The 16,627-nt window shown below is 66.2% G+C and carries 16 protein-coding genes; 5 read left to right on the forward strand and 11 right to left on the reverse strand.

All coding sequences use genetic code 11. From position 1 onward, the window contains the following. Window positions 1-21: 21 nt before the first annotated feature. The 3 genes from CV_RS08670 to CV_RS08680 all read right to left on the reverse strand — a co-directional run bounded on the left by CV_RS08670 (window position 22) and on the right by CV_RS08680 (window position 3,135). A complete protein-coding gene (locus CV_RS08670) occupies window positions 22-771 on the reverse strand; it encodes a LytR/AlgR family response regulator transcription factor (RefSeq protein WP_043595881.1) in 750 nt (249 codons plus the stop codon). Continuing rightward, window positions 768-2,438 carry a sensor histidine kinase gene (locus CV_RS08675; protein WP_011135323.1) on the reverse strand — a complete coding sequence of 557 codons (1,671 nt, stop codon included), beginning with the start codon at window positions 2,436-2,438 and terminating at the stop codon, window positions 768-770. The genes CV_RS08670 and CV_RS08675 overlap by 4 nt, the downstream gene beginning before the upstream one ends. A 154-nt stretch (window positions 2,439-2,592) precedes the next feature. Beyond that, window positions 2,593-3,135 (reverse strand): carboxymuconolactone decarboxylase family protein, encoded by a 543-nt coding sequence (locus CV_RS08680; protein WP_011135324.1) that lies wholly within the window; start codon window positions 3,133-3,135, stop codon window positions 2,593-2,595. A gap of 119 nt (window positions 3,136-3,254) precedes the next feature. On the opposite strand from CV_RS08680, the gene CV_RS08685 reads away from it, so the two are divergent. Then, window positions 3,255-4,154 (forward strand): LysR family transcriptional regulator, encoded by a 900-nt coding sequence (locus tag CV_RS08685; RefSeq protein WP_011135325.1) that lies wholly within the window; start codon window positions 3,255-3,257, stop codon window positions 4,152-4,154. Here the strand turns inward: CV_RS08685 and CV_RS08690 are convergent. From CV_RS08690 to CV_RS08700, 3 genes are all read right to left on the reverse strand, one after another. Then, window positions 4,144-6,126 carry a pyridoxamine 5'-phosphate oxidase family protein gene (locus CV_RS08690; protein WP_011135326.1) on the reverse strand — a complete coding sequence of 661 codons (1,983 nt, stop codon included), beginning with the start codon at window positions 6,124-6,126 and terminating at the stop codon, window positions 4,144-4,146. The genes CV_RS08685 and CV_RS08690 overlap by 11 nt on opposite strands. Before the next feature lie 16 nt (window positions 6,127-6,142). After that, window positions 6,143-6,757 carry a glutathione S-transferase family protein gene (locus tag CV_RS08695; RefSeq protein ID WP_011135327.1) on the reverse strand — a complete coding sequence of 205 codons (615 nt, stop codon included), beginning with the start codon at window positions 6,755-6,757 and terminating at the stop codon, window positions 6,143-6,145. A gap of 113 nt (window positions 6,758-6,870) precedes the next feature. Continuing rightward, complete coding sequence (locus CV_RS08700) at window positions 6,871-7,383, reverse strand: MarR family winged helix-turn-helix transcriptional regulator (protein WP_011135328.1); 513 nt, start codon at window positions 7,381-7,383, stop codon at window positions 6,871-6,873. A gap of 113 nt (window positions 7,384-7,496) precedes the next feature. Here CV_RS08700 and CV_RS08705 point away from each other — a divergent pair, with 113 nt between their 5' ends. After that, window positions 7,497-8,375: an EamA family transporter gene (locus CV_RS08705; protein WP_011135329.1), complete on the forward strand. Its 879-nt coding sequence runs from the start codon at window positions 7,497-7,499 to the stop codon at window positions 8,373-8,375. A gap of 12 nt (window positions 8,376-8,387) precedes the next feature. Here the strand turns inward: CV_RS08705 and CV_RS08710 are convergent, their stop codons facing one another. Both CV_RS08710 and CV_RS08715 read right to left on the reverse strand, forming a co-directional pair. Next, the gene (locus tag CV_RS08710) at window positions 8,388-8,909 is read right to left on the reverse strand and encodes a GNAT family N-acetyltransferase (RefSeq protein ID WP_011135330.1); all 522 of its coding nucleotides are present in this window, start codon (window positions 8,907-8,909) and stop codon (window positions 8,388-8,390) included. Between the two features lie 66 nt (window positions 8,910-8,975). Further along, window positions 8,976-9,368 carry a MerR family transcriptional regulator gene (locus CV_RS08715; RefSeq protein WP_011135331.1) on the reverse strand — a complete coding sequence of 131 codons (393 nt, stop codon included), beginning with the start codon at window positions 9,366-9,368 and terminating at the stop codon, window positions 8,976-8,978. A 111-nt stretch (window positions 9,369-9,479) separates the two neighbouring features. Between CV_RS08715 and CV_RS08720 the strand changes: the two genes are divergently transcribed. From CV_RS08720 to CV_RS08730, 3 genes are all read left to right on the forward strand, one after another. Continuing rightward, the gene (locus CV_RS08720; RefSeq protein ID WP_011135332.1) at window positions 9,480-11,168 is read left to right on the forward strand and encodes an AMP-binding protein; all 1,689 of its coding nucleotides are present in this window, start codon (window positions 9,480-9,482) and stop codon (window positions 11,166-11,168) included. Window positions 11,169-11,262: 94 nt separating this feature from the next. Beyond that, window positions 11,263-11,943 (forward strand): YecA family protein, encoded by a 681-nt coding sequence (locus CV_RS08725; RefSeq protein ID WP_043595884.1) that lies wholly within the window; start codon window positions 11,263-11,265, stop codon window positions 11,941-11,943. Between the two features lie 221 nt (window positions 11,944-12,164). Continuing rightward, window positions 12,165-13,127, forward strand: a complete 963-nt coding sequence (locus CV_RS08730; RefSeq protein ID WP_158303308.1) for an alpha/beta hydrolase family esterase — start codon at window positions 12,165-12,167, stop codon at window positions 13,125-13,127. Between the two features lie 193 nt (window positions 13,128-13,320). Here the strand turns inward: CV_RS08730 and CV_RS08735 are convergent, their stop codons facing one another. The 3 genes from CV_RS08735 to CV_RS08745 all read right to left on the reverse strand — a co-directional run bounded on the left by CV_RS08735 (window position 13,321) and on the right by CV_RS08745 (window position 16,483). Then, complete coding sequence (locus CV_RS08735; protein WP_147296188.1) at window positions 13,321-13,833, reverse strand: DUF5610 domain-containing protein; 513 nt, start codon at window positions 13,831-13,833, stop codon at window positions 13,321-13,323. Window positions 13,834-13,856: 23 nt separating this feature from the next. After that, complete coding sequence (locus CV_RS08740; RefSeq protein WP_011135336.1) at window positions 13,857-14,507, reverse strand: DUF5610 domain-containing protein; 651 nt, start codon at window positions 14,505-14,507, stop codon at window positions 13,857-13,859. Window positions 14,508-14,698: 191 nt separating this feature from the next. Next, window positions 14,699-16,483: an acyl-CoA dehydrogenase C-terminal domain-containing protein gene (locus CV_RS08745; RefSeq protein WP_011135337.1), complete on the reverse strand. Its 1,785-nt coding sequence runs from the start codon at window positions 16,481-16,483 to the stop codon at window positions 14,699-14,701. Window positions 16,484-16,627: the final 144 nt, after the last annotated feature.

The raw sequence follows: 16,627 nt of genomic DNA on the forward strand, positions 1-16,627 counted from the left end.
GCGGCGCGGAATGAGCTGCAATCAGAGGTGCATCAGCTGCCTGAACGCCTTGATGTTGCTGCGGCTGACCGGGATTTCCGCCTTCAGGTCGTACAGCTTGATGATGTAGGTGCTGTTCTGCCAGGGCGCGATTTCGCGGATCTTGTGGATGTTGACGCAGAAGGAGCGGTGGCAGCGGAAGAAGCTGTCTGCTGGGAGGCGGGACACGAACTCGCTGATGCTCATCGCCATCACGTAGCGGTCGCGCGCGGTGTAGACCAGGGTGACTTTCTCGTCCGCCTCGACGTAATAGATGTCGTCGCAGGGGGTGACGATGATGCTGTCGCCCTTGGCCAGGTTCACCGTGCGGCTGACGGGCGCGCTTTCGGCTGGCTGAGGCGCGGCCGGCGCTGCGGGCGCGGAAACAGGCCGCTCCTGCGCTTCCAGCCTGGCCAGCACGCTGGCGATGCGGGTTTCGTTATAGGGCTTGAGAATGTAGTCGAAGGCTTCCAGCTCGAAGGCGTCCACCGCGAACTCCTTGTAGGCGGTGACGAAGACGATGCGCGGCGGCCGCGTGGTCTTGTGCAGATTCTTGGCCAGCAGCAGGCCGTCTATCGACGGGATGTTGATGTCCAGGAACACCACGTCCACGTCGTTTTCCTGCAGGAATTTGAACGCTTCCAGCCCGTCCTCGACGCTGGCGGCGATCTCGATGGCGCTGTGCTCGCGGATCAGGTAGGCGAGCTCTTCGCGCGCCAGGTATTCGTCCTCGACGATCAGCGCCTTCATCATGCTTTTTCCTCCAGCGGCAATTCGAAACTGACTTCGGTGCCCGGCTCCAGCCGGGTAAGCCGCAGGCCCTCGCCGTACAAGAGCTTGATGCGCTCGTTGACGTTGGACAGGCCGATGCTGCGGCTCTCCACCTTGCCCTCGGCGATGCCGTCCATCACTTCCTGGCTGATGCCGTAGCCGGTGTCGCGCACGGATACCCGGATGCGGTCGTCCAGCTTCTTCACCGCGATGCGCACCTCGCCCGCCTCCTTGCGCGGCTGGATGCCGTGCAGTATCGCGTTTTCCACCAAGGGCTGCAGCAGCAGGCTGGGCACGCGGGCGTGGACTTCGTCGATATCGAATGCGACGGACAGCTTGCTGCCGAAGCGTGCCTGCTCTATGGCCACGTAGTCGCGCACCTGCTTCAGTTCTTCCTGGATGTCGATCAGGGTGTCGCCCAGCGACAGGTTGTAGCGCAGGTAGTCGGCCAGCTTGGCGATCAGCTGCCGCGCCTCCGACGGCTGGATGCGGATCAAGGACGAGATGGCGTTCAACGCGTTGAACAGGAAGTGCGGGTTGATCTTGCTCTGCAGCGCGGCGAACTCGGCCTTGCGCGCCATCTCCTGCAGCTGCTTGATGCGCGACGCCTCCATCTGGGTGGAGATCAGCTGCGACAGGCCCAGCCCCAGCTCGCGCAGCGAGCCGGTGATGCCGCCGCTCTGGCGGAAGAAGATCTTCAGCGTGCCGGTGACGCGGCCGTTTTCGCGCAGCGGAATGATGATCACCGAGTGGAAGTCCGCCACCCGGTACTGGCGCAGGTCGTTCTCGATGATGATCTGGTCCTGCTCCACCGCGCGGCGGGTGATCTCGCCGATGGCGGAGTGGGCGGCCGGTTCGTAGTAGTCCTTGCCCAGCCCCACGTAGGCCAGCACGTCGCGGGTATCGGTGATGGCCACCGCGTCGGCGCCGATGTGGTTGCGGATCACGGTGCACACTTCCACCAGCGCGTCGCGGTCCACGTTCTGGAAATAGGGCAGGGTGCGGTTGGCGATGGTCAGCGCCAGCTTGGCCTGGCGGGCCGCCAACAGTTCCTTCTCGTCGTCCAGATCCTGCACCAGCTTGATGATGAGGCCGATGCAGACCGTGCCGGTGATCATCGGATAGGCGATGTGGCCGACGATGGCCTGGCCGACCGCCGGCTGGGTGAACCACAGGATCAGCGCCATGGTCAGGCTCTCGCAGGCGACGCCGGCGGCGATGCCGTACAGCCACAAGCGCTGGCGGCCGGCGCGGTAGTGGATGGCGGTGGCGAGCAAGCCGGCGCAGATGCTGGAGATCAGGCAGGCCAGCGAGGTGTAGCCGTGGATGTCGATCAGGTAGCGGTGCAGGCCGGAGACGACGCCGGCCGGAATGCCCACCCAGGGGCCGAACAATATGCCGCCGGCCAGGATGGCGATGGTGCGGACATTGACCAGCGAGCCGTCCACCGGAATGCCGGTATAGGTGCTGAACACGGCGAACAGGCAGAACAGCAGCGAGACGCCGGCCAGCTCCGCCGGGCTGTGCTTCTGCTGGCGCAGCAAATCCTGGAACGGACGGACGCGGGTCAGAAAGAACAGCGCCATCAGCATCAGCGCGGCGCGCTCGAACACCGCCAGCAGCAACATATTCGGGTTGTTTTCTATCATCGGGAATTGAGCCGCGGCGGCGGCCGGGAAATCGGTGAAAACGGAATGGTTGCCAGTATTTTAAGGCATGAGGACGGATGGAGCAGCCTGGCGGGCAATAAAAGACCATGGGCATGGAAGGGCCGGGGGCTGCCGGCCCCCGGCGACGGCGGGCTTACGCGCGGGTCTGGACCAGCGGAAAGTCCACTGCGGTGGCGGCGGCGTTATTGACGTAGTTGGTGAGGATGTTCAACGCCGCCGTCAGCACGATTTCCAGCGTTTCCGCCTCGTCGAAGCCGGCGCCGCGCAGCGCGGCCAGCTCCGCGTCTTCCACGCGGCCGCGCTGCTCCGCCACTTGCCGCGCGAAGCGCAGCGCGGCGGCCTGGCGGGCGTCGGCGCTGGCGAAATCGCGGGCGGCGGCGATTTCATCATCGCCAAGCTTGGCCACGTGCTTGGCCAGGTAGCTGTGGGCGGACAGGCAGTAGTCGCAACCGTTGAACTCGGCCACCGCCAACGCAATGCGTTCACGCAGCCCGGCGCTCAGCTTGCCCTTGCCCAGCGCGCCGTTCAGCGCCAGATAGCCTTCCAGCGCGGCCGGGCTATGGGCCAGCAGTTTCATCAGATTCGGCACCATGCCCAGTTGTTGCTGCACGGCGGCCAGCAGCGGCTGGCTGGCGGCGGGGATGGCTTCCGCGGCGGGGATGGCGATGCGGTTCATGGCAAGTCTCCTGGAGTGGGGGCGGAACGTTTCCGCCATGGAGCGCACTTTGCCAAATTCTTGATTGTGGAAGAATATCTGTTTTATTTAATTGATTGTTCCGTTTTGAGGAATAGCGAGTGGATCGTTTCCATTGGATGAGCGTTTTCGTCGCCGTGGCGGAGGAAGAGGGTTTCGCCGGGGCGGCGCGCAGGCTCAAGCTGTCGCCGCCGGCGGTGACGCGCGCGGTGGCGGCGCTGGAGGAAAACCTGGGCGTGCGCCTGCTTAACCGGACGACCCGTTACGTCAGGGTGACCGAGGCCGGCGCGCGCTACCTGGACGACGCGCGCCGCATCCTGGCCGCGGTGGAGGAGGCGGAGGAGACGGCGGCCGGCATCAACGCCGAGCCGCGCGGGCTGATCCGGCTGACCGCGCCCATGTTGTTCGGCCGGCTGTACGTGATGCCGGCGGCGCTGGATTTCCTGCGGCAATACCCGCAGGTGGAGGTGGAGGCGCTGCTGCAGGACCGCGTGGTGAATTTGATGGAGGAAGGGCTGGACGCGGCGGTGCGCATCGGCCATCTGCCCGATTCGTCGCTGCGGGCGATCAAGGTGGGAGAGGTGAGGCGAGTGACGTGCGCGTCGCCGGATTACCTGGCGCGCCATGGCGAGCCGGAGACGCCGGAGGCGCTGGGCGGGCACGCGGTGATCGCCTCCACCGCCGCGTCGTCGACGCTGGAGTGGAAGTTCGGCCCAGGGGGCGGCCATCGCCTCCGCGTCAGGCCGCGGCTGGCGGTCAGCAGCAACGACGTCGCGATAGACGCCGCTTGCGGCGGCTTCGGCGTTACCCGGGTGATGTCCTACCAGGTGGCGGAAGCGCTGGCGGCCGGCAAGCTCAAGCGCGTGCTCGTCCCTTACGAGAGCGAGCCCTTGCCCATCCACATCGTCCACGCGGAAAGCCGCCACGGCTCGACGCGGATGCGCCGCTTCATCGATTTTCTGGCCGAGCGGCTGCGCGCCGACCCGCGGCTTACAGGTTGATTTCCAGCTTGCCCGAGCCTTCGGCCGGGTAGGCGCAGCACAGCAGAATCTCCCCGGATCGGGCGGCGTATTCCGGCGGCTGCAGATAGGTCGCCTCGCCGGACAGCAAGGCGGCGCGGCAACTGCCGCAAGCGCCGCCGCGGCAGCTGAAGTCGGGGTTCAGGCCGCAGGACTCGGCCAGCTCCAGCAGGCTCTGGCCCGGCCGCCATTCGGCGTCGATTGACGATGCCGAGAAACGCACCGGCACGGCATGGTCGGCCGGCGGCGGCCGCTTGCCCGCGACCTGGCCGATCCGTTGGATACCGGCCGGGCCGAAGGCTTCGGCGTGGATGCGCTTATCGTCCACGCCCGCGGCGATCAACTGTTCGTACAGCGCTTGCATGAAGCCGGCCGGGCCGCACAGATAAAAGTCCCCATCCAGGCTCAGGCCATTGCGGCGCAGCAGGTCGATATCGACATGGCCGGCATGCTGGTAGTCGACGCCGAGGCGGCGTCCGGTTTCCGGCTGGCTCGCCGCCTTGACGATGCGCAGCCGGCCGGCGGCCTTGGCCTGCAGCGCTTCCAGCTCGGCGTCGAACGCGCGCTCGGCGATGGTGCGGGTGGCGTAGGCCAGCAGCGTGGGCGGCATGGCGGCGGGACGCGCCGTCAGCTGGTGCAGCATCGCCAGCAGCGGGGTGATGCCGATGCCGCCGGCCAGCAGCGCGATCGGGCGGTCGGCGCGCGCCAGCGTGAAGTCGCCGCGCGGCGGCAGCGCCTCGACGATGTCGCCCGGCGCCAGCTGGTGCAGCCGGGCGGACGCCTTGCCCTGGCGCTTGACGCTGATGCGGTAGCCGCCGGTTTGCGACAGCGTGTAGTTGCGCATCCGCACGCCGTCCACGCCCGCGACTTTCAGGCTCAGGTGCTGGCCGGGCAGGAAGGGCGGCGGGGCCGAGCCGTCGGCCGGCTCAAGATAAATGGAGCGGACGGCGTCGCTCTCGTCCTCGGCATGGACCACCCGCAGCGGCAGCCATTGCCGCTCCGGCGCGGCGTGCGGCCAGGCGCCGGTGGCGAGCGCGAACGGCGAGTATTCGCGCAGCGTCCAGCGCAGGGCCAAGGCGTTGCGGCGGCGGACCACGCGCTCGACGCGAAAGGTCCACCAGCGCTCAGCGCCGGCGAACGGCGGCGGGGTCTCGGTGTCCGGCACCTCGGCGCGGCCGGCCAGCTGCAGCGTGTCGCCGCTGGCGAAATCGACGAACAGCAGGCCGGCGCGCGGCTGCAGCAGCAGATTGCCCAGGGTGTTGAAATAGCCGTTGCCGGCGAAGTCGGGGATGGTCAGCGTGTCGCCATCCATCTTGACGAAGCCGGGCTTGCCGCCGCGGTGCGAGGCGTCGGCCTGCCAGCGGCCATGGCTGTCTTGAACGGCGCTGGCGACGAAGAAGGTGTCGGCGGCGGCGATGGCGGCGCGCGCGTCGTCGTCAAGCTCGTCCATCCACTCGACCGAACCCAGGATGCGCGGACCCGGCTCGCGGGAGAATTCGAACTCGCGCAGCTGGATGTACTTGGGGCAGTTGCCGAACGATTGGCCGACGGCGACGGCGAAGCCGCCGTCGTCCATCGCCGTCAGTTCGCCGTTCATCCGGTTGCGGCGGCGGGTATGCAGCTCGATGCCGAGCAGGCCCACCGCCGCGCCGGGACGCAGGCAGTCGCGCAGCGGGTCGGCGGGACTGGGCTGCGCGGCGATGCGCAGGCTGCGGGGATCGGGCGAGTCGACGAAGCCGGGGCGCCCCTCGACGATTCCCGCCCACGGCCTGCCGGCCTCGTCCACCGCCGCCATCACCATGAAGGGCAGTTGGCGGAAGAAGTCGCGATGCTGTTCCGGCATGTGGTCGCGCACCACGCGTGGGCCTGTCGCCGCCATGTGCTCCAGGCTGCCGGCGCGGCGTTGCATTTCCCGTTCGCCGGAGTGCCAGGGGATGGGAGGGGAGTCGGACATTCGCGGTTCCTGTCATTTAAGCGTTGGCGGGCGGCATCGCCACGAAGCCGGGCAGCGCCTCGACGCGGGCCAGCCAGGCGCGGACATGCGGATACGGCGCCAACGGAATGTCGCCTTCCGGCGCGTGCGCGGTGTAGGTGTAGAGCGCGACGTCGGCGATGGTGGCGGCGTCGCCGGCCAGGAAGGGGCGTTCGGCCAACTCCTCGTCCATCACCTGGAGAAGCGCCCTGGCTCGGCTGGCGGCCAGTTCGTAGTCCAGCGGCACGCCGCGCCATTTGTGCAGCCGCGCCTGGGCGGCGCCGAAGGCCAGCGGGCCGGCGGCGGCGGACAGCCAGCGCTGGACGCGGGCTTCGCGGACGGGATCGGACGGCAGCCAGTCGCCGTGGCCGTAGCGGCGCGCCAGGTAGACCAGGATGGCGTTGGAGTCGGCGATGACCTCGTCGCCATCGACCAGCACCGGAATCTGGCCGAAACGGTTCAGCTTGAGGAAGGCCGGCTGTTTATGCTCGCCTTCGCGCAGATTGACCGGAACGGCTTCGTACTCCAGGTCCAGCAGCGACAGCATCAGCCGGGCGCGGTGGCTGTGGCCGGACAGGGCGAAATCGTACAGTTTGATGTCGGCGGGGGACATGCTTTTCTCCTTGTGGCGGAAGCGGAACACGGCCACGACTTTGCCTGATGGCGGTTAAAAGCTGAATCGCCGTCAAGGACAATGGATTATTCCATTATCTGAAATAAACCGGATCAGCCGCGCGGTGCCTCCAACGCCGCCAGCAGTTCGGCCAGCCGTTTTTCCAGCGCGTCTACGCTGCGCGCCGGCAGCGCGGACAATATCGCGTGCTCGTTGACGACATGGCCTTCCAGCGCGCGCTCCACCAAGGCGAAACCTTCCCCGCTCAATCTCACCAGCGTGCTGCGGGCGTCCTGGCTGCTGGCTTCGCGCACGATCCAGCCCTTGCCTTCCAAAACTTTAAGCCTGTGGGTCATGGTGCCCGAAGTGACCATCAGCGACGAGAACAATTCTGTCGGCGCCAGCTGGTAGGGCGCGCCGGCGCGGCGCAGTGTGGCCAGCACGTCGAACTCCCAGCCGCTGAGTCCGTATTCGGCGAACACCTCGTCCAGCCGTTGCGACAACAGCGCGGCGCAGCGGCTGAGCCGGCCTATCACCCCCATCGGACTGACATCCAGGTCCGGCCGCTCGCGCGCCCACTGTTCGAGTATGCGGTCCACCGCGTCGCCGCCTCTGGCATCGCTCATGCCGTCTCCTTGTCTTGAATTCAAGATTTATTTGCCTTGAATTCGAGATAAATGTTATCTTGAATTCAAGTTAACTGTGATCGGGATTATAAACCCCGAAGAGAGGATTGCCCATGTCTGCGAAAACCGAAGCCGGACACTGGCGGGATGTGCTGCTCACCGCGCTCACCCCGGTGATCTGGGGCTCCACCTATATCGTCACCACCCAATTGCTGCCGCCGGACCGTCCGTTCACCGCTGCCTTGCTGCGGGTGCTGCCGGCGGGCCTGCTGCTGGTGTGGATGGGCGGGTGGCGGCCGCGCGCATCGGAATGGGGCAGGCTGTTGATCCTGTCAGCGCTCAACATCGGCGCGTTCCAGGCCTTGCTGTTCGTCGCCGCCTACCGTTTGCCGGGCGGCCTGGCCGCCGTGGTGGGGGCCTGTCAGCCCTTGCTGGTGATGGCGCTGGCCTGGCGGCTGGACAGCAGGCGTCCGGCGGCGATGGCCTTGTGGGCCAGCCTGTCCGGCGTGGCCGGTATGGCGGCGCTGCTGCTGTCGCCGGGTTCGAGCTGGGACGGCCTGGGCATGCTGGCGGCTTTCGGCGGCGCGGTATCGATGGCTTGCGGCACTTATCTGACGCGGCGCTGGCGATTGTCGGCGCCGGTGACCGCGTTGACTGGCTGGCAACTGGCGCTGGGCGGCCTGATGCTGCTGCCGCTGGCGATGGCCATCGATCCGCCGCTGCCCAGCCTGGGCTGGACGCAGGTGGCAGGCTATGCCTACCTGGCGCTGTTCGGCGCGCTGCTGGCCTACCTGTTGTGGTTCCGCGGCATCGCGCGGCTGTCGCCGGTGGCGGTGTCGTCGCTGGGCCTGCTCAGCCCGCTGACCGCGGTGATCCTGGGTTGGGCGTTGCTGGGGCAGGCGTTGTCCGCGCAATCGCTGCTGGGCATGGCGGTGGTGTTGGCCAGCGTGCTGGCGGTGCAGTGGGGCATGATGAATGCCGCGCCAAAGTAAGGGAGTTTGCGCTTAGCGTGGCTCATGCGGGCTTAGCCGCGCCATCATCAAGACATCTATGCGGCGGCCATCGATGCAGACGGCTTCCCGCTTGCGGCCCTCCAGCAGAAATCCTTGCCGTTGGTATAGTTTGATTGCGTTGAGATTGTCCGCGTGAACGGTCAGCTCCAGGCGGCGGAAGCCGCGTTGCTCGGCTAACCGCACGGTGCTTTCCATCAGCCATCCGCCCAGGCCCATGCCGCGGTAGCGGGGAAGCAAGCCCATGCCCAATGTCCCGCCATGCTGATAAATGGGAAGACGATGAGGCGTGACATCGCACCAGCCGACGACCTGTTTGCCATCCAGCAGCAACAGGTGCGGCGCTTGGCAGGCAAGCTGGCTGCGCGCGTATTCAGCCGAGGCCGCCTGCGGAATTTCCAGAAAAGCCAGGTAGCGCCGCTCTCTGGCCACGCTGTCAGTGACGCGCCAGAAATCCTCGACGCGTTCGTCGCTTAGGTGTTGCAGGGAAAATGCGGTCGTGTAGGGGCTGGGCATGGCAATGACCTCCATAGAGAGGACCATTGTGCGGAATGGAAAATGCCATTGCAATATTGTTGCGGATCAGGCGACGGAGCTTTGGCTATCAATCACGTCGCGGCAATGATTTTCCAGCGTAGCGATCTCATCCAGCACCGCGTCGATGTCGCGCCGCTGCGCTTCCAGCTGGCGGCGCCGCGCCAGCAGCAGGTCCAACAGCTTCTGCGACTGGCTGGCCTCGTCTCGGGCCAGCTGGTACATGTCTATGATTTCGCGGATCTCGGCCAGCGACAGGCCGATGCGCTTGCCGCGCAAGATCAGCTTCAGCCTGCCGCGGTCGCGGCGGGTGAACAGGCGTTGGCGGCCGTCGCGCTGAGGTTCGATCAGGCCTTGTTCTTCGTAGAAGCGTATGGTGCGCAGGGTGACGTCGAATTCGCGCGCGAGATCGGAGATGGTGAATAGTTCGGCTTGGCTCATACAATTTCCTTCAGGCGCGATTGTAGCGTTTTTTCCACGAAGCTTGCTGAAAGCTTGATTTACGTTTACGTAATCGTCAATCTGTTCTTTCGCGATATGAGGGGAATTCCGATGCCGAACGCCAGTTATGCGCAGGGCGCCTGCGATCAGCCGTTGCTGGAGCGTACGATAGGCAGCTTTTTCGACGCGGCTTGCGAACGGCATGGCGGCCGCCTGGCGCTGCGGGTCCGCCATCAGGACATTTCATGGAGTTACAGGGAGCTGCGCGACCTGGTGGATCGCGTGGCTTGCGGCTTGCTGAGGCTGGGCTTGCATGCCGGCGACCGGGTGGGCATCTGGTCGCAGAACCGCGCCGAATGGGTGCTGATGCAGTTCGCGGCGGCCAAAGCGGGCTTGGTGTTGGTCAACATCAATCCCGGCTACCGCCGCGCCGAGCTGGAGTACGCGCTGAACAAGGTGGGGTGCCGGGCGCTGGTGTTGTCTCCCAGCTTCAAGAGCAGCGATTACGTGGCAATGATCCGCGATCTGGCGCCGGAGCTGGATGACTGCCGGCCGGGCGAGCTGCAGTCGGTGCGCTTGCCGGCATTGCGCTGGGTGCTGCGCATCGGTCAGCAACGCCTGCCCGGCATGCTGGCATTCTCCGAACTGCTGGCGGAGCCGTCCGCGGACGAGCTGGCGGCCTTGCAGGCGTTGGGCGCGGCGCTGCGGGCGGACGAGGCGGCCAATATCCAGTTCACCTCCGGCACCACCGGCCACCCCAAGGGCGCGACGCTGTCCCACCGCAACATCCTCAACAACGCCTGGTTCGTCGGCGCGGCGATGCGGCTGGAGGCGGACGACAGGCTGTGCATTCCGGTGCCGCTGTACCACTGTTTCGGCATGGTGATGGGCACCTTGTGCTGTCTGTGCCGCGGCGCGGCCATGGTGTTCCCGGGAGAGGGCTTCGACCCGCTTTCCGTGCTGGAGACGGTGCAGGAGGAGCGCTGCACCGCGCTGCATGGCGTGCCGACGATGTTCATCGCCATGCTCGACCATCCGCGTTTCGCCGAATTCGATCTGTCCAGTCTGCGCACCGGCATCATGGCCGGCAGCCCGTGCCCGGTGGAGGTGATGCGGAGGGTGATAGACAGGATGCACATGGCCGAGGTGACCATCTGCTACGGCATGACCGAAACCAGTCCGGTCAGCCTGCAGAGCGCGACCGATACCCCGCTGGAGCAGAGGGTTTCCACCGTGGGCTCCGCGCATCCTCATGTGGAGCTCAAGATCGTCGATGCCGAAGGAGGCGTGGTGCCGCGGGGCCAGAGCGGCGAGCTGTGCGTGCGCGGCTATTCGGTGATGCTGGGATATTGGGAGGATGAGGCGATGACGCGCGCCGCCATCGACGCCGAAGGCTGGATGCATACCGGCGATCTGGCGTCGATGCGGGAGGATGGCTCGGTCAACATCGTCGGCCGGGTCAAGGACATGGTGATACGCGGCGGCGAGAACGTGTACCCGCGCGAGATTGAGGAGTTTCTGTACCGCCATCCCAAGATTCAGGATGTGCAGGTGATAGGCGTGCCGGACGCGCGTTATGGCGAGGAGCTGTGCGCCTGGATCCGGCTGCGCGACGGCGAATGCGCGACGGAGGAGGATATCCGTTCTTTTTGCCAGGGGCAGATCGCCCACTACAAGATTCCGCGGTACATCGAGTTCGTCGACAGCTTTCCGATGACCGTCACCGGCAAGATACAGAAGTATCTGATGCGGCGGACGATGGTGGAGAAGCTGGGCCTGGACGACGCGCGAACCGCCTGATCGCGGACAAGTCCGACAGTCAAAATGCGAGGCCGCCGCCGCGCTTTTGGCTTACAATGCCGCCAGACCAGATACACCCTTGAGGAATCACATCATGACCGCAACCGTATTCAACGATGCAGACCTGACCCGTCTCGAAACCCTGCTGACCCCGCTGTCGGCCAGCGGCAGCACCATGCGCCCGGACGAGGTGCAGGGCTTCTTCGCCGCCCTGGTCAGCGGTCCGGACGCGGTTGACGCCGATTTCTGGCTGCCGGAGGTGCTGGGCGACGCGCCGGCCTTCGAAAACCAGGCCGATGAAGCCGAGCTCAAGACCCTGCTCCAGAAACTGTTCGACTCCACCCGCGCCGCGCTGGCGGCGGGCGATGAGCTGGACCTGATCCTGTACGCGGAAGAGGACAGCGAGGAAGAGGGCGAGCCTGACTACTGGCCCTGGGCGAACGCCTATCTGTACGCGCTGGACCTGGTCGATACCGACTGGTTCGAAGTGGCGGAAGAGGACGAAGGCTTCGAAACCCTGATGATGCCGATGCTGGTGCTGGGCGGCGCCTTCGAGGACGAGGAAGGCGGCGAGGACCTGCTGACCTTCTCCGACGAGGAAGTGGACGGCTACAAGGAAGAGCTGAGCGACGCGCTGGCCGCGGTGTTCGGTTACTGGCGCGCCAAGGAGCTGGCTCCGACCACCGTCCGCCGCGAAGGCGACAAGGTGGGCCGCAACGATGCGTGCCCGTGCGGCAGCGGCAAAAAGTACAAGGCCTGCTGCGGCGCCAACTGAGGCGGCGGCTCGGATCATGGAAAAGCGGACTTCGGTCCGCTTTTTTGTTGGCCGGGCGGGGCGCGCCGTCGTTGGATGCGCCTAGCCTGTCGCCGGGTCGGATGATAGAACGAATGATGGGGCCACGCCGAAGCTGGGGCCTGTCTCAGCGGCCGGCTGCGGTGGCTGGCAGCGCGGCGCAAGGATCTGGAGCAGGCTGTCAAAGCGGCGCGGGAGGGCGGATGGACTGGAAGATGGGTTGTGCTTGCGCGGCCGTGCTGTGGGCCGCCGCCGCGCAGGCCGCGGATGTGGCGTCGGCGCAGTTGCGACGGCCCGAAGGCCTGCGCGGCTACCTGAGGGTGACGCCCCAGCCCCTGCCGGCGGGCAAGCGGCCGTTGGTGATCCTGTTGCATGGGCATGGCGGTTCCGCCCGCCAGTTGCTCGGGCTGGGAAGCGGCGCGGCGCCGCTGTCGCAATGGATGGAGATAGCCGACCGCGAAGGCGTGCTGCTGGTCGCGCCCGACGGCGCGCGCGGCGGCGACGGCAAAGCGGGTTGGCACGATTGCCGGCTTGATGCCGCCAGCAGTCCGCAGACCGACGACGTCGGCCTGATCGCCGCCATCATCCGGCGCGAGGTGGCCGAACGCGACGCGGATCCGGCCCGCGTCTACGCAATGGGCATGTCCAACGGCGGCATGATGGCGTTTCGCTTGGCCAGTGAACTGGGCGGCAGTCTGGCGGCTTTCGCCACCGTCGGCGCGTCGATGGCCCGCCGTAGCGGCTGCGCCGCGCCTAGCCATCCTTTGTCCGCGCTGATCGTCGCCGGCACCGCCGATCCGGTGGTGCCTTATGCGGGCGGTCCGGTCAGCCTGTTCGGCGGCAAGGGGCGGGGCGAGGTGATCGCGGTGGCGGACAGCGCGTCGTTCTGGCGCAGGCTGGACCAGTTGCCCGATATCCCGCATTCCAGCGCGCAGCTGCCTCATTCGAATGCCGACGATCCCACCCGAGCCACGCTGACGCAATGGGGGGAGGGCGGGGCCGCCCGGCGGGTGTTGCTGTTGACCATCAGCGGCGGCGGCCATGTCGAGCCCAGCATTGCCCACCGGGTCGGTCCGCTCTACGTGCACTTGTTGGGCCATCAGAGCGCCGATGCGGAGTCGGCGGAGCTGGCCTGGAAGCTGTTTCGCGACCAGCGCAGGCCTTAAAGCGGCAGCAAAAATCAGTTTCACGGCTGAGGCAAGGCGCGCCGACGCAGGCAGTACTTGAGTACGACAAGTCGGCGCAGCGCCGCATCAGGGGGGGTGTTAGCCGCTCTTAGCCGGCTGGCGGGGCGGGTCTCGGGATGACGCGCGCCGCGGCCCGTTGCATTCCCGGCTTGCGGGAAAGCGGGCGGGACGGTCAGGCGATCTGCAGCCGCTCCTCGAACAGCCGCTGGGTCAGCAGGAGCAGGCCTTGCAGCTGGCCGGCGACGGCGGGCGTGTAGACATTGAGCTGGCGCAGCACCTGGCAGGCTTCCTGGTAGCCGCGCTCCAGCCCGGCGCGCGCCAGCGGCGCGAACGCCTGCCGGATGGCCGGGGCGGTCCAGTCGGGATGCTGCTGGCGGTACAACTCCATCAGGATCTCCATGCCCAGCAACAGGTGCTGGCTGTGGCTGTCGCCGGTCAGCTCACTTTCGGGCAGACGCACTGGTTCGATGTCCAGCTCAGCCAGGCGGGAAATCTGATCCATGGCGGCGCTGAACAACAGCGCCGCGGCCTGCGCGCCCTGGCTGAGGCTGATGTCTGCGCTGTCCTCTCCATCCGGGCGTTTGCCATGCTGGCCGGCGCGGGAGGGGACGGCGAACGGCTCATGGCTGCCGGCCGGACGCGGCTGCACGCCGCGTATCGGTTGCACGGTGATATCGTCGTCCATCACCATCGCCGCCTCCCCCGGGTTCAGCTAGCGCTGGCCTGGCTGTTTCCCGATACGGCGGCGGACGGGGAGGCCTTCGCGCCGGCGGACAGCATGTTTTGCAGGAAGGCGTCCAGGCCTTTTTCCACCAGATCCTTGGTCTTTTCCACGCCGCTCTGCACGTCGCCGTTGAACACCTTGAGGCTCTTCAGGATGTCGGTGGCTTCGCCGTAGCCCTGCTCGAATCCCTGGCGGATCAGGTTGACGAAGTTTTTCGCCTGATCGTCGGCGCTGAGCTCCGGGTGTTGCTGCTGGTACAGCGCGAACATGCCGGTGGCGCCGTCCAGGATGCGCTTGGACGTGGCTTCCGGCGAGTTGTCGTCGGCTTGGCCGTCCTGCTGGATGGAGATGCTCAGCTGGGTGCTGCTGATCTGCAGCGATGCGCTGCCCTGATCCTGCTGCGAGCCGTTCTGGTTGGAGAAATCGGCGTTGAGGATCTGGGTGATGTTGGTGATCGACGCGTGGAACAGCAGCGTTTGCGATTGCTTGCCGCTGCTGATGGACACGTCCAGCGATTGCACCAGCACCGAGTTCAGCTGATTGCGGGCGTTCTGGGGGCTGTAGGCGGCGCTCTGGGTGGCGCGCGCGCTGCCGGCCTGCCCGGGCTGGTTGTTGTTCAGAGAGGATATCGACATCACGGACTCCTGTCGCCGCGTCGTTATTCTGCAGGCGCACGCGCGTTGAGTTGAGGGAACGACTTCAGTATGCCCCCTTATCGGCAGCTTGGCCGAAAACTTGGGGCGGCCGCAGGCAAGTAAGTGATTTTGCTGATCAAAATGACACAGGCCGCGCCTGGGCGCGGCCTGCGAGTGGAGGATGGCGCGGCTTAGAAGGCGAAGTGCGCTTCGTCCAGCGCCATCAGGGGCTTGGCGCCGGCCTTGATGCCGGCTTTCAGCGCTTCCGCTTCCGGCAGCAGCTTGGCGTAATAGAAGCGGGCGGTGGCGATCTTGGCGTGGTAGAACGCGTCGTCTCCCTGGCCGAGCTTGGCGAAGGACACCTCGGCCATGCGCGCCCACAGCCAGGCGTAGGTCAGGTGGCCGATCAGGCGCAGGTAGTCGGCGGCGGCCGCGCCGGCCTCGTCCTTGTCTTGCAGGCTGGCCATGCCCACGCCCATGGTCAGTTCGCCCACTTCCTTCATCAGCTTGGCCAGCGGGGTGACGAACTCGCCCAGCTGCGGATGGCCTTCGTGCCGCTGGCAGAACGTGTGGATCAGCTTGGTGAACTTGCGCAGTTTGGCGCCTTGGTCCAGCAGCACCTTGCGGCCCAGCAGGTCGATGGCCTGGATGCCGTTGGTGCCTTCGTAGATCTGCGAGATGCGGGCGTCGCGCACCAGCTGTTCCATGCCCCATTCGCGGATGTAGCCATGGCCGCCGAACACCTGCACGCCATGGTTGGCGGCGACGAAGCCGTTGTCGGTCATGAAGGCCTTGGCCACCGGGGTCAGCAGCGCCACCAGGTCGGCGGCGTCGGCGCGGACGGCGGCGTCCGGGTGCTTGTCCTCGATGTCCAGCTGCAGCGCCAGCAGGGCGGCCAGCGCGCGGCCGGCTTCGGTGTAGGCTTTCTGCGTCAGCAGCATGCGGCGTACGTCGGGATGGACGATGATGGGATCGGCCGCCTTGTCCGGGCACTTGGCGCCGTTCAGCGCGCGCATTTGCAGCCGCTCGCGGGCGTAGGCGAGCGCGCCCTGGAACGAAGCCTCGCCCAGGCCGAGGCCCTGCATGCCGCAGCCCAGTCGGGCGGCGTTCATCATGGTGAACATGCAGGACAGGCCCTTGTTGGCTTCGCCGATCAGCCAGCCCTTGGCGCCGTCCAGATTGATCACCGCGGTGGCGTTGGCCTTGATGCCCATCTTGTGTTCCAGGCTGCCGCAGGCGACGGCGTTGCGGCTGCCGTCGGCCAGGTACTTGGGCACGATGAACAGCGAGATGCCCTTCACGTCCTTGGGCGCGTCCGGCAGGCGGGCCAGCACCAGGTGGATGATGTTTTCCGACAGATCATGCTCGCCGGCGGAGATGAAGATCTTGGTGCCGCTGATGCGGTAGCTGCCGTCTTCCTGCGGTTCCGCCTTGGATTTGAGCAGGCCCAGGTCGGTGCCGCAGTGCGGTTCGGTCAGGCACATGGTGCCGGTCCAGCTGCCGTCCACCAGTTTGGGCAGGTAGGCCGCTTTCTGCTCGTCGGTGCCGTGGGCGTGGATGGCGGAATAGGCGCCGTGGGACAAGCCGGGATACATCGACCACGCCACGTTGGCCGAGCACTGCATTTCCATGATGGGGAAGCCCAGGCTCTTGGGCAGGCCCTGGCCGCCATAAGCCGGGTCGCAGTCCAGCGCGGGGAAGCCCAGCTCGCAATACTGCTTGTAGGCTTCCTTGAATCCGGCCGGCGTGGTGACGGACTTGGTGGCGCTATCGTAGTGACAGCCTTCCTCGTCGCCCTGGCGGTTGAGCGGGGCGAGCTCGGATTCGCAGAATTGGGCCGCCTGCTCCAGATAGGCGCTGAAGATGTCCTGAGTGGCTTCTTCATATCCCGGCAACGTGGGGATGATGTCCTGTACCTTGATCAGCTCGTTGAGAACGAAGTCAAAATCGCGCAGCGGGGCTTTGTAAGCAGGCATTCGGTTTCTCCAGTTGGTTGGGCGCGGCCTGGTGCGTGCCAGGGCGATACGTTGTTATGATGGGTCCTGATCGGGCCATGATATTCGTTCAAACGTTTGTTTAAATTATTCCCGAGCTTTTGACAACTAAATCGCGTTTGCGTA

It is taken from the genome of Chromobacterium violaceum ATCC 12472, from assembly GCF_000007705.1.
Classification (GTDB): Bacteria; Pseudomonadota; Gammaproteobacteria; order Burkholderiales; family Chromobacteriaceae; genus Chromobacterium; species Chromobacterium violaceum.

Coding starts and splice junctions, on each gene's coding strand:
- CV_RS08735 (WP_147296188.1), bottom strand. CDS start 13,833: ATGGACGACGATATCACCGTGCAACCGATACGCGGCGTGCAGCCGCGT.
- CV_RS08740 (WP_011135336.1), bottom strand. CDS start 14,507: ATGTCGATATCCTCTCTGAACAACAACCAGCCCGGGCAGGCCGGCAGC.
- CV_RS08675 (WP_011135323.1), bottom strand. CDS start 2,438: ATGATAGAAAACAACCCGAATATGTTGCTGCTGGCGGTGTTCGAGCGC.
- CV_RS08690 (WP_011135326.1), bottom strand. CDS start 6,126: ATGTCCGACTCCCCTCCCATCCCCTGGCACTCCGGCGAACGGGAAATG.
- CV_RS08720 (WP_011135332.1), top strand. CDS start 9,480: ATGCCGAACGCCAGTTATGCGCAGGGCGCCTGCGATCAGCCGTTGCTG.
- CV_RS08700 (WP_011135328.1), bottom strand. CDS start 7,383: ATGAGCGATGCCAGAGGCGGCGACGCGGTGGACCGCATACTCGAACAG.
- CV_RS08715 (WP_011135331.1), bottom strand. CDS start 9,368: ATGAGCCAAGCCGAACTATTCACCATCTCCGATCTCGCGCGCGAATTC.
- CV_RS08680 (WP_011135324.1), bottom strand. CDS start 3,135: ATGAACCGCATCGCCATCCCCGCCGCGGAAGCCATCCCCGCCGCCAGC.
- CV_RS08670 (WP_043595881.1), bottom strand. CDS start 771: ATGATGAAGGCGCTGATCGTCGAGGACGAATACCTGGCGCGCGAAGAG.
- CV_RS08695 (WP_011135327.1), bottom strand. CDS start 6,757: ATGTCCCCCGCCGACATCAAACTGTACGATTTCGCCCTGTCCGGCCAC.
- CV_RS08705 (WP_011135329.1), top strand. CDS start 7,497: ATGTCTGCGAAAACCGAAGCCGGACACTGGCGGGATGTGCTGCTCACC.
- CV_RS08730 (WP_158303308.1), top strand. CDS start 12,165: ATGGACTGGAAGATGGGTTGTGCTTGCGCGGCCGTGCTGTGGGCCGCC.
- CV_RS08725 (WP_043595884.1), top strand. CDS start 11,263: ATGACCGCAACCGTATTCAACGATGCAGACCTGACCCGTCTCGAAACC.
- CV_RS08745 (WP_011135337.1), bottom strand. CDS start 16,483: ATGCCTGCTTACAAAGCCCCGCTGCGCGATTTTGACTTCGTTCTCAAC.
- CV_RS08710 (WP_011135330.1), bottom strand. CDS start 8,909: ATGCCCAGCCCCTACACGACCGCATTTTCCCTGCAACACCTAAGCGAC.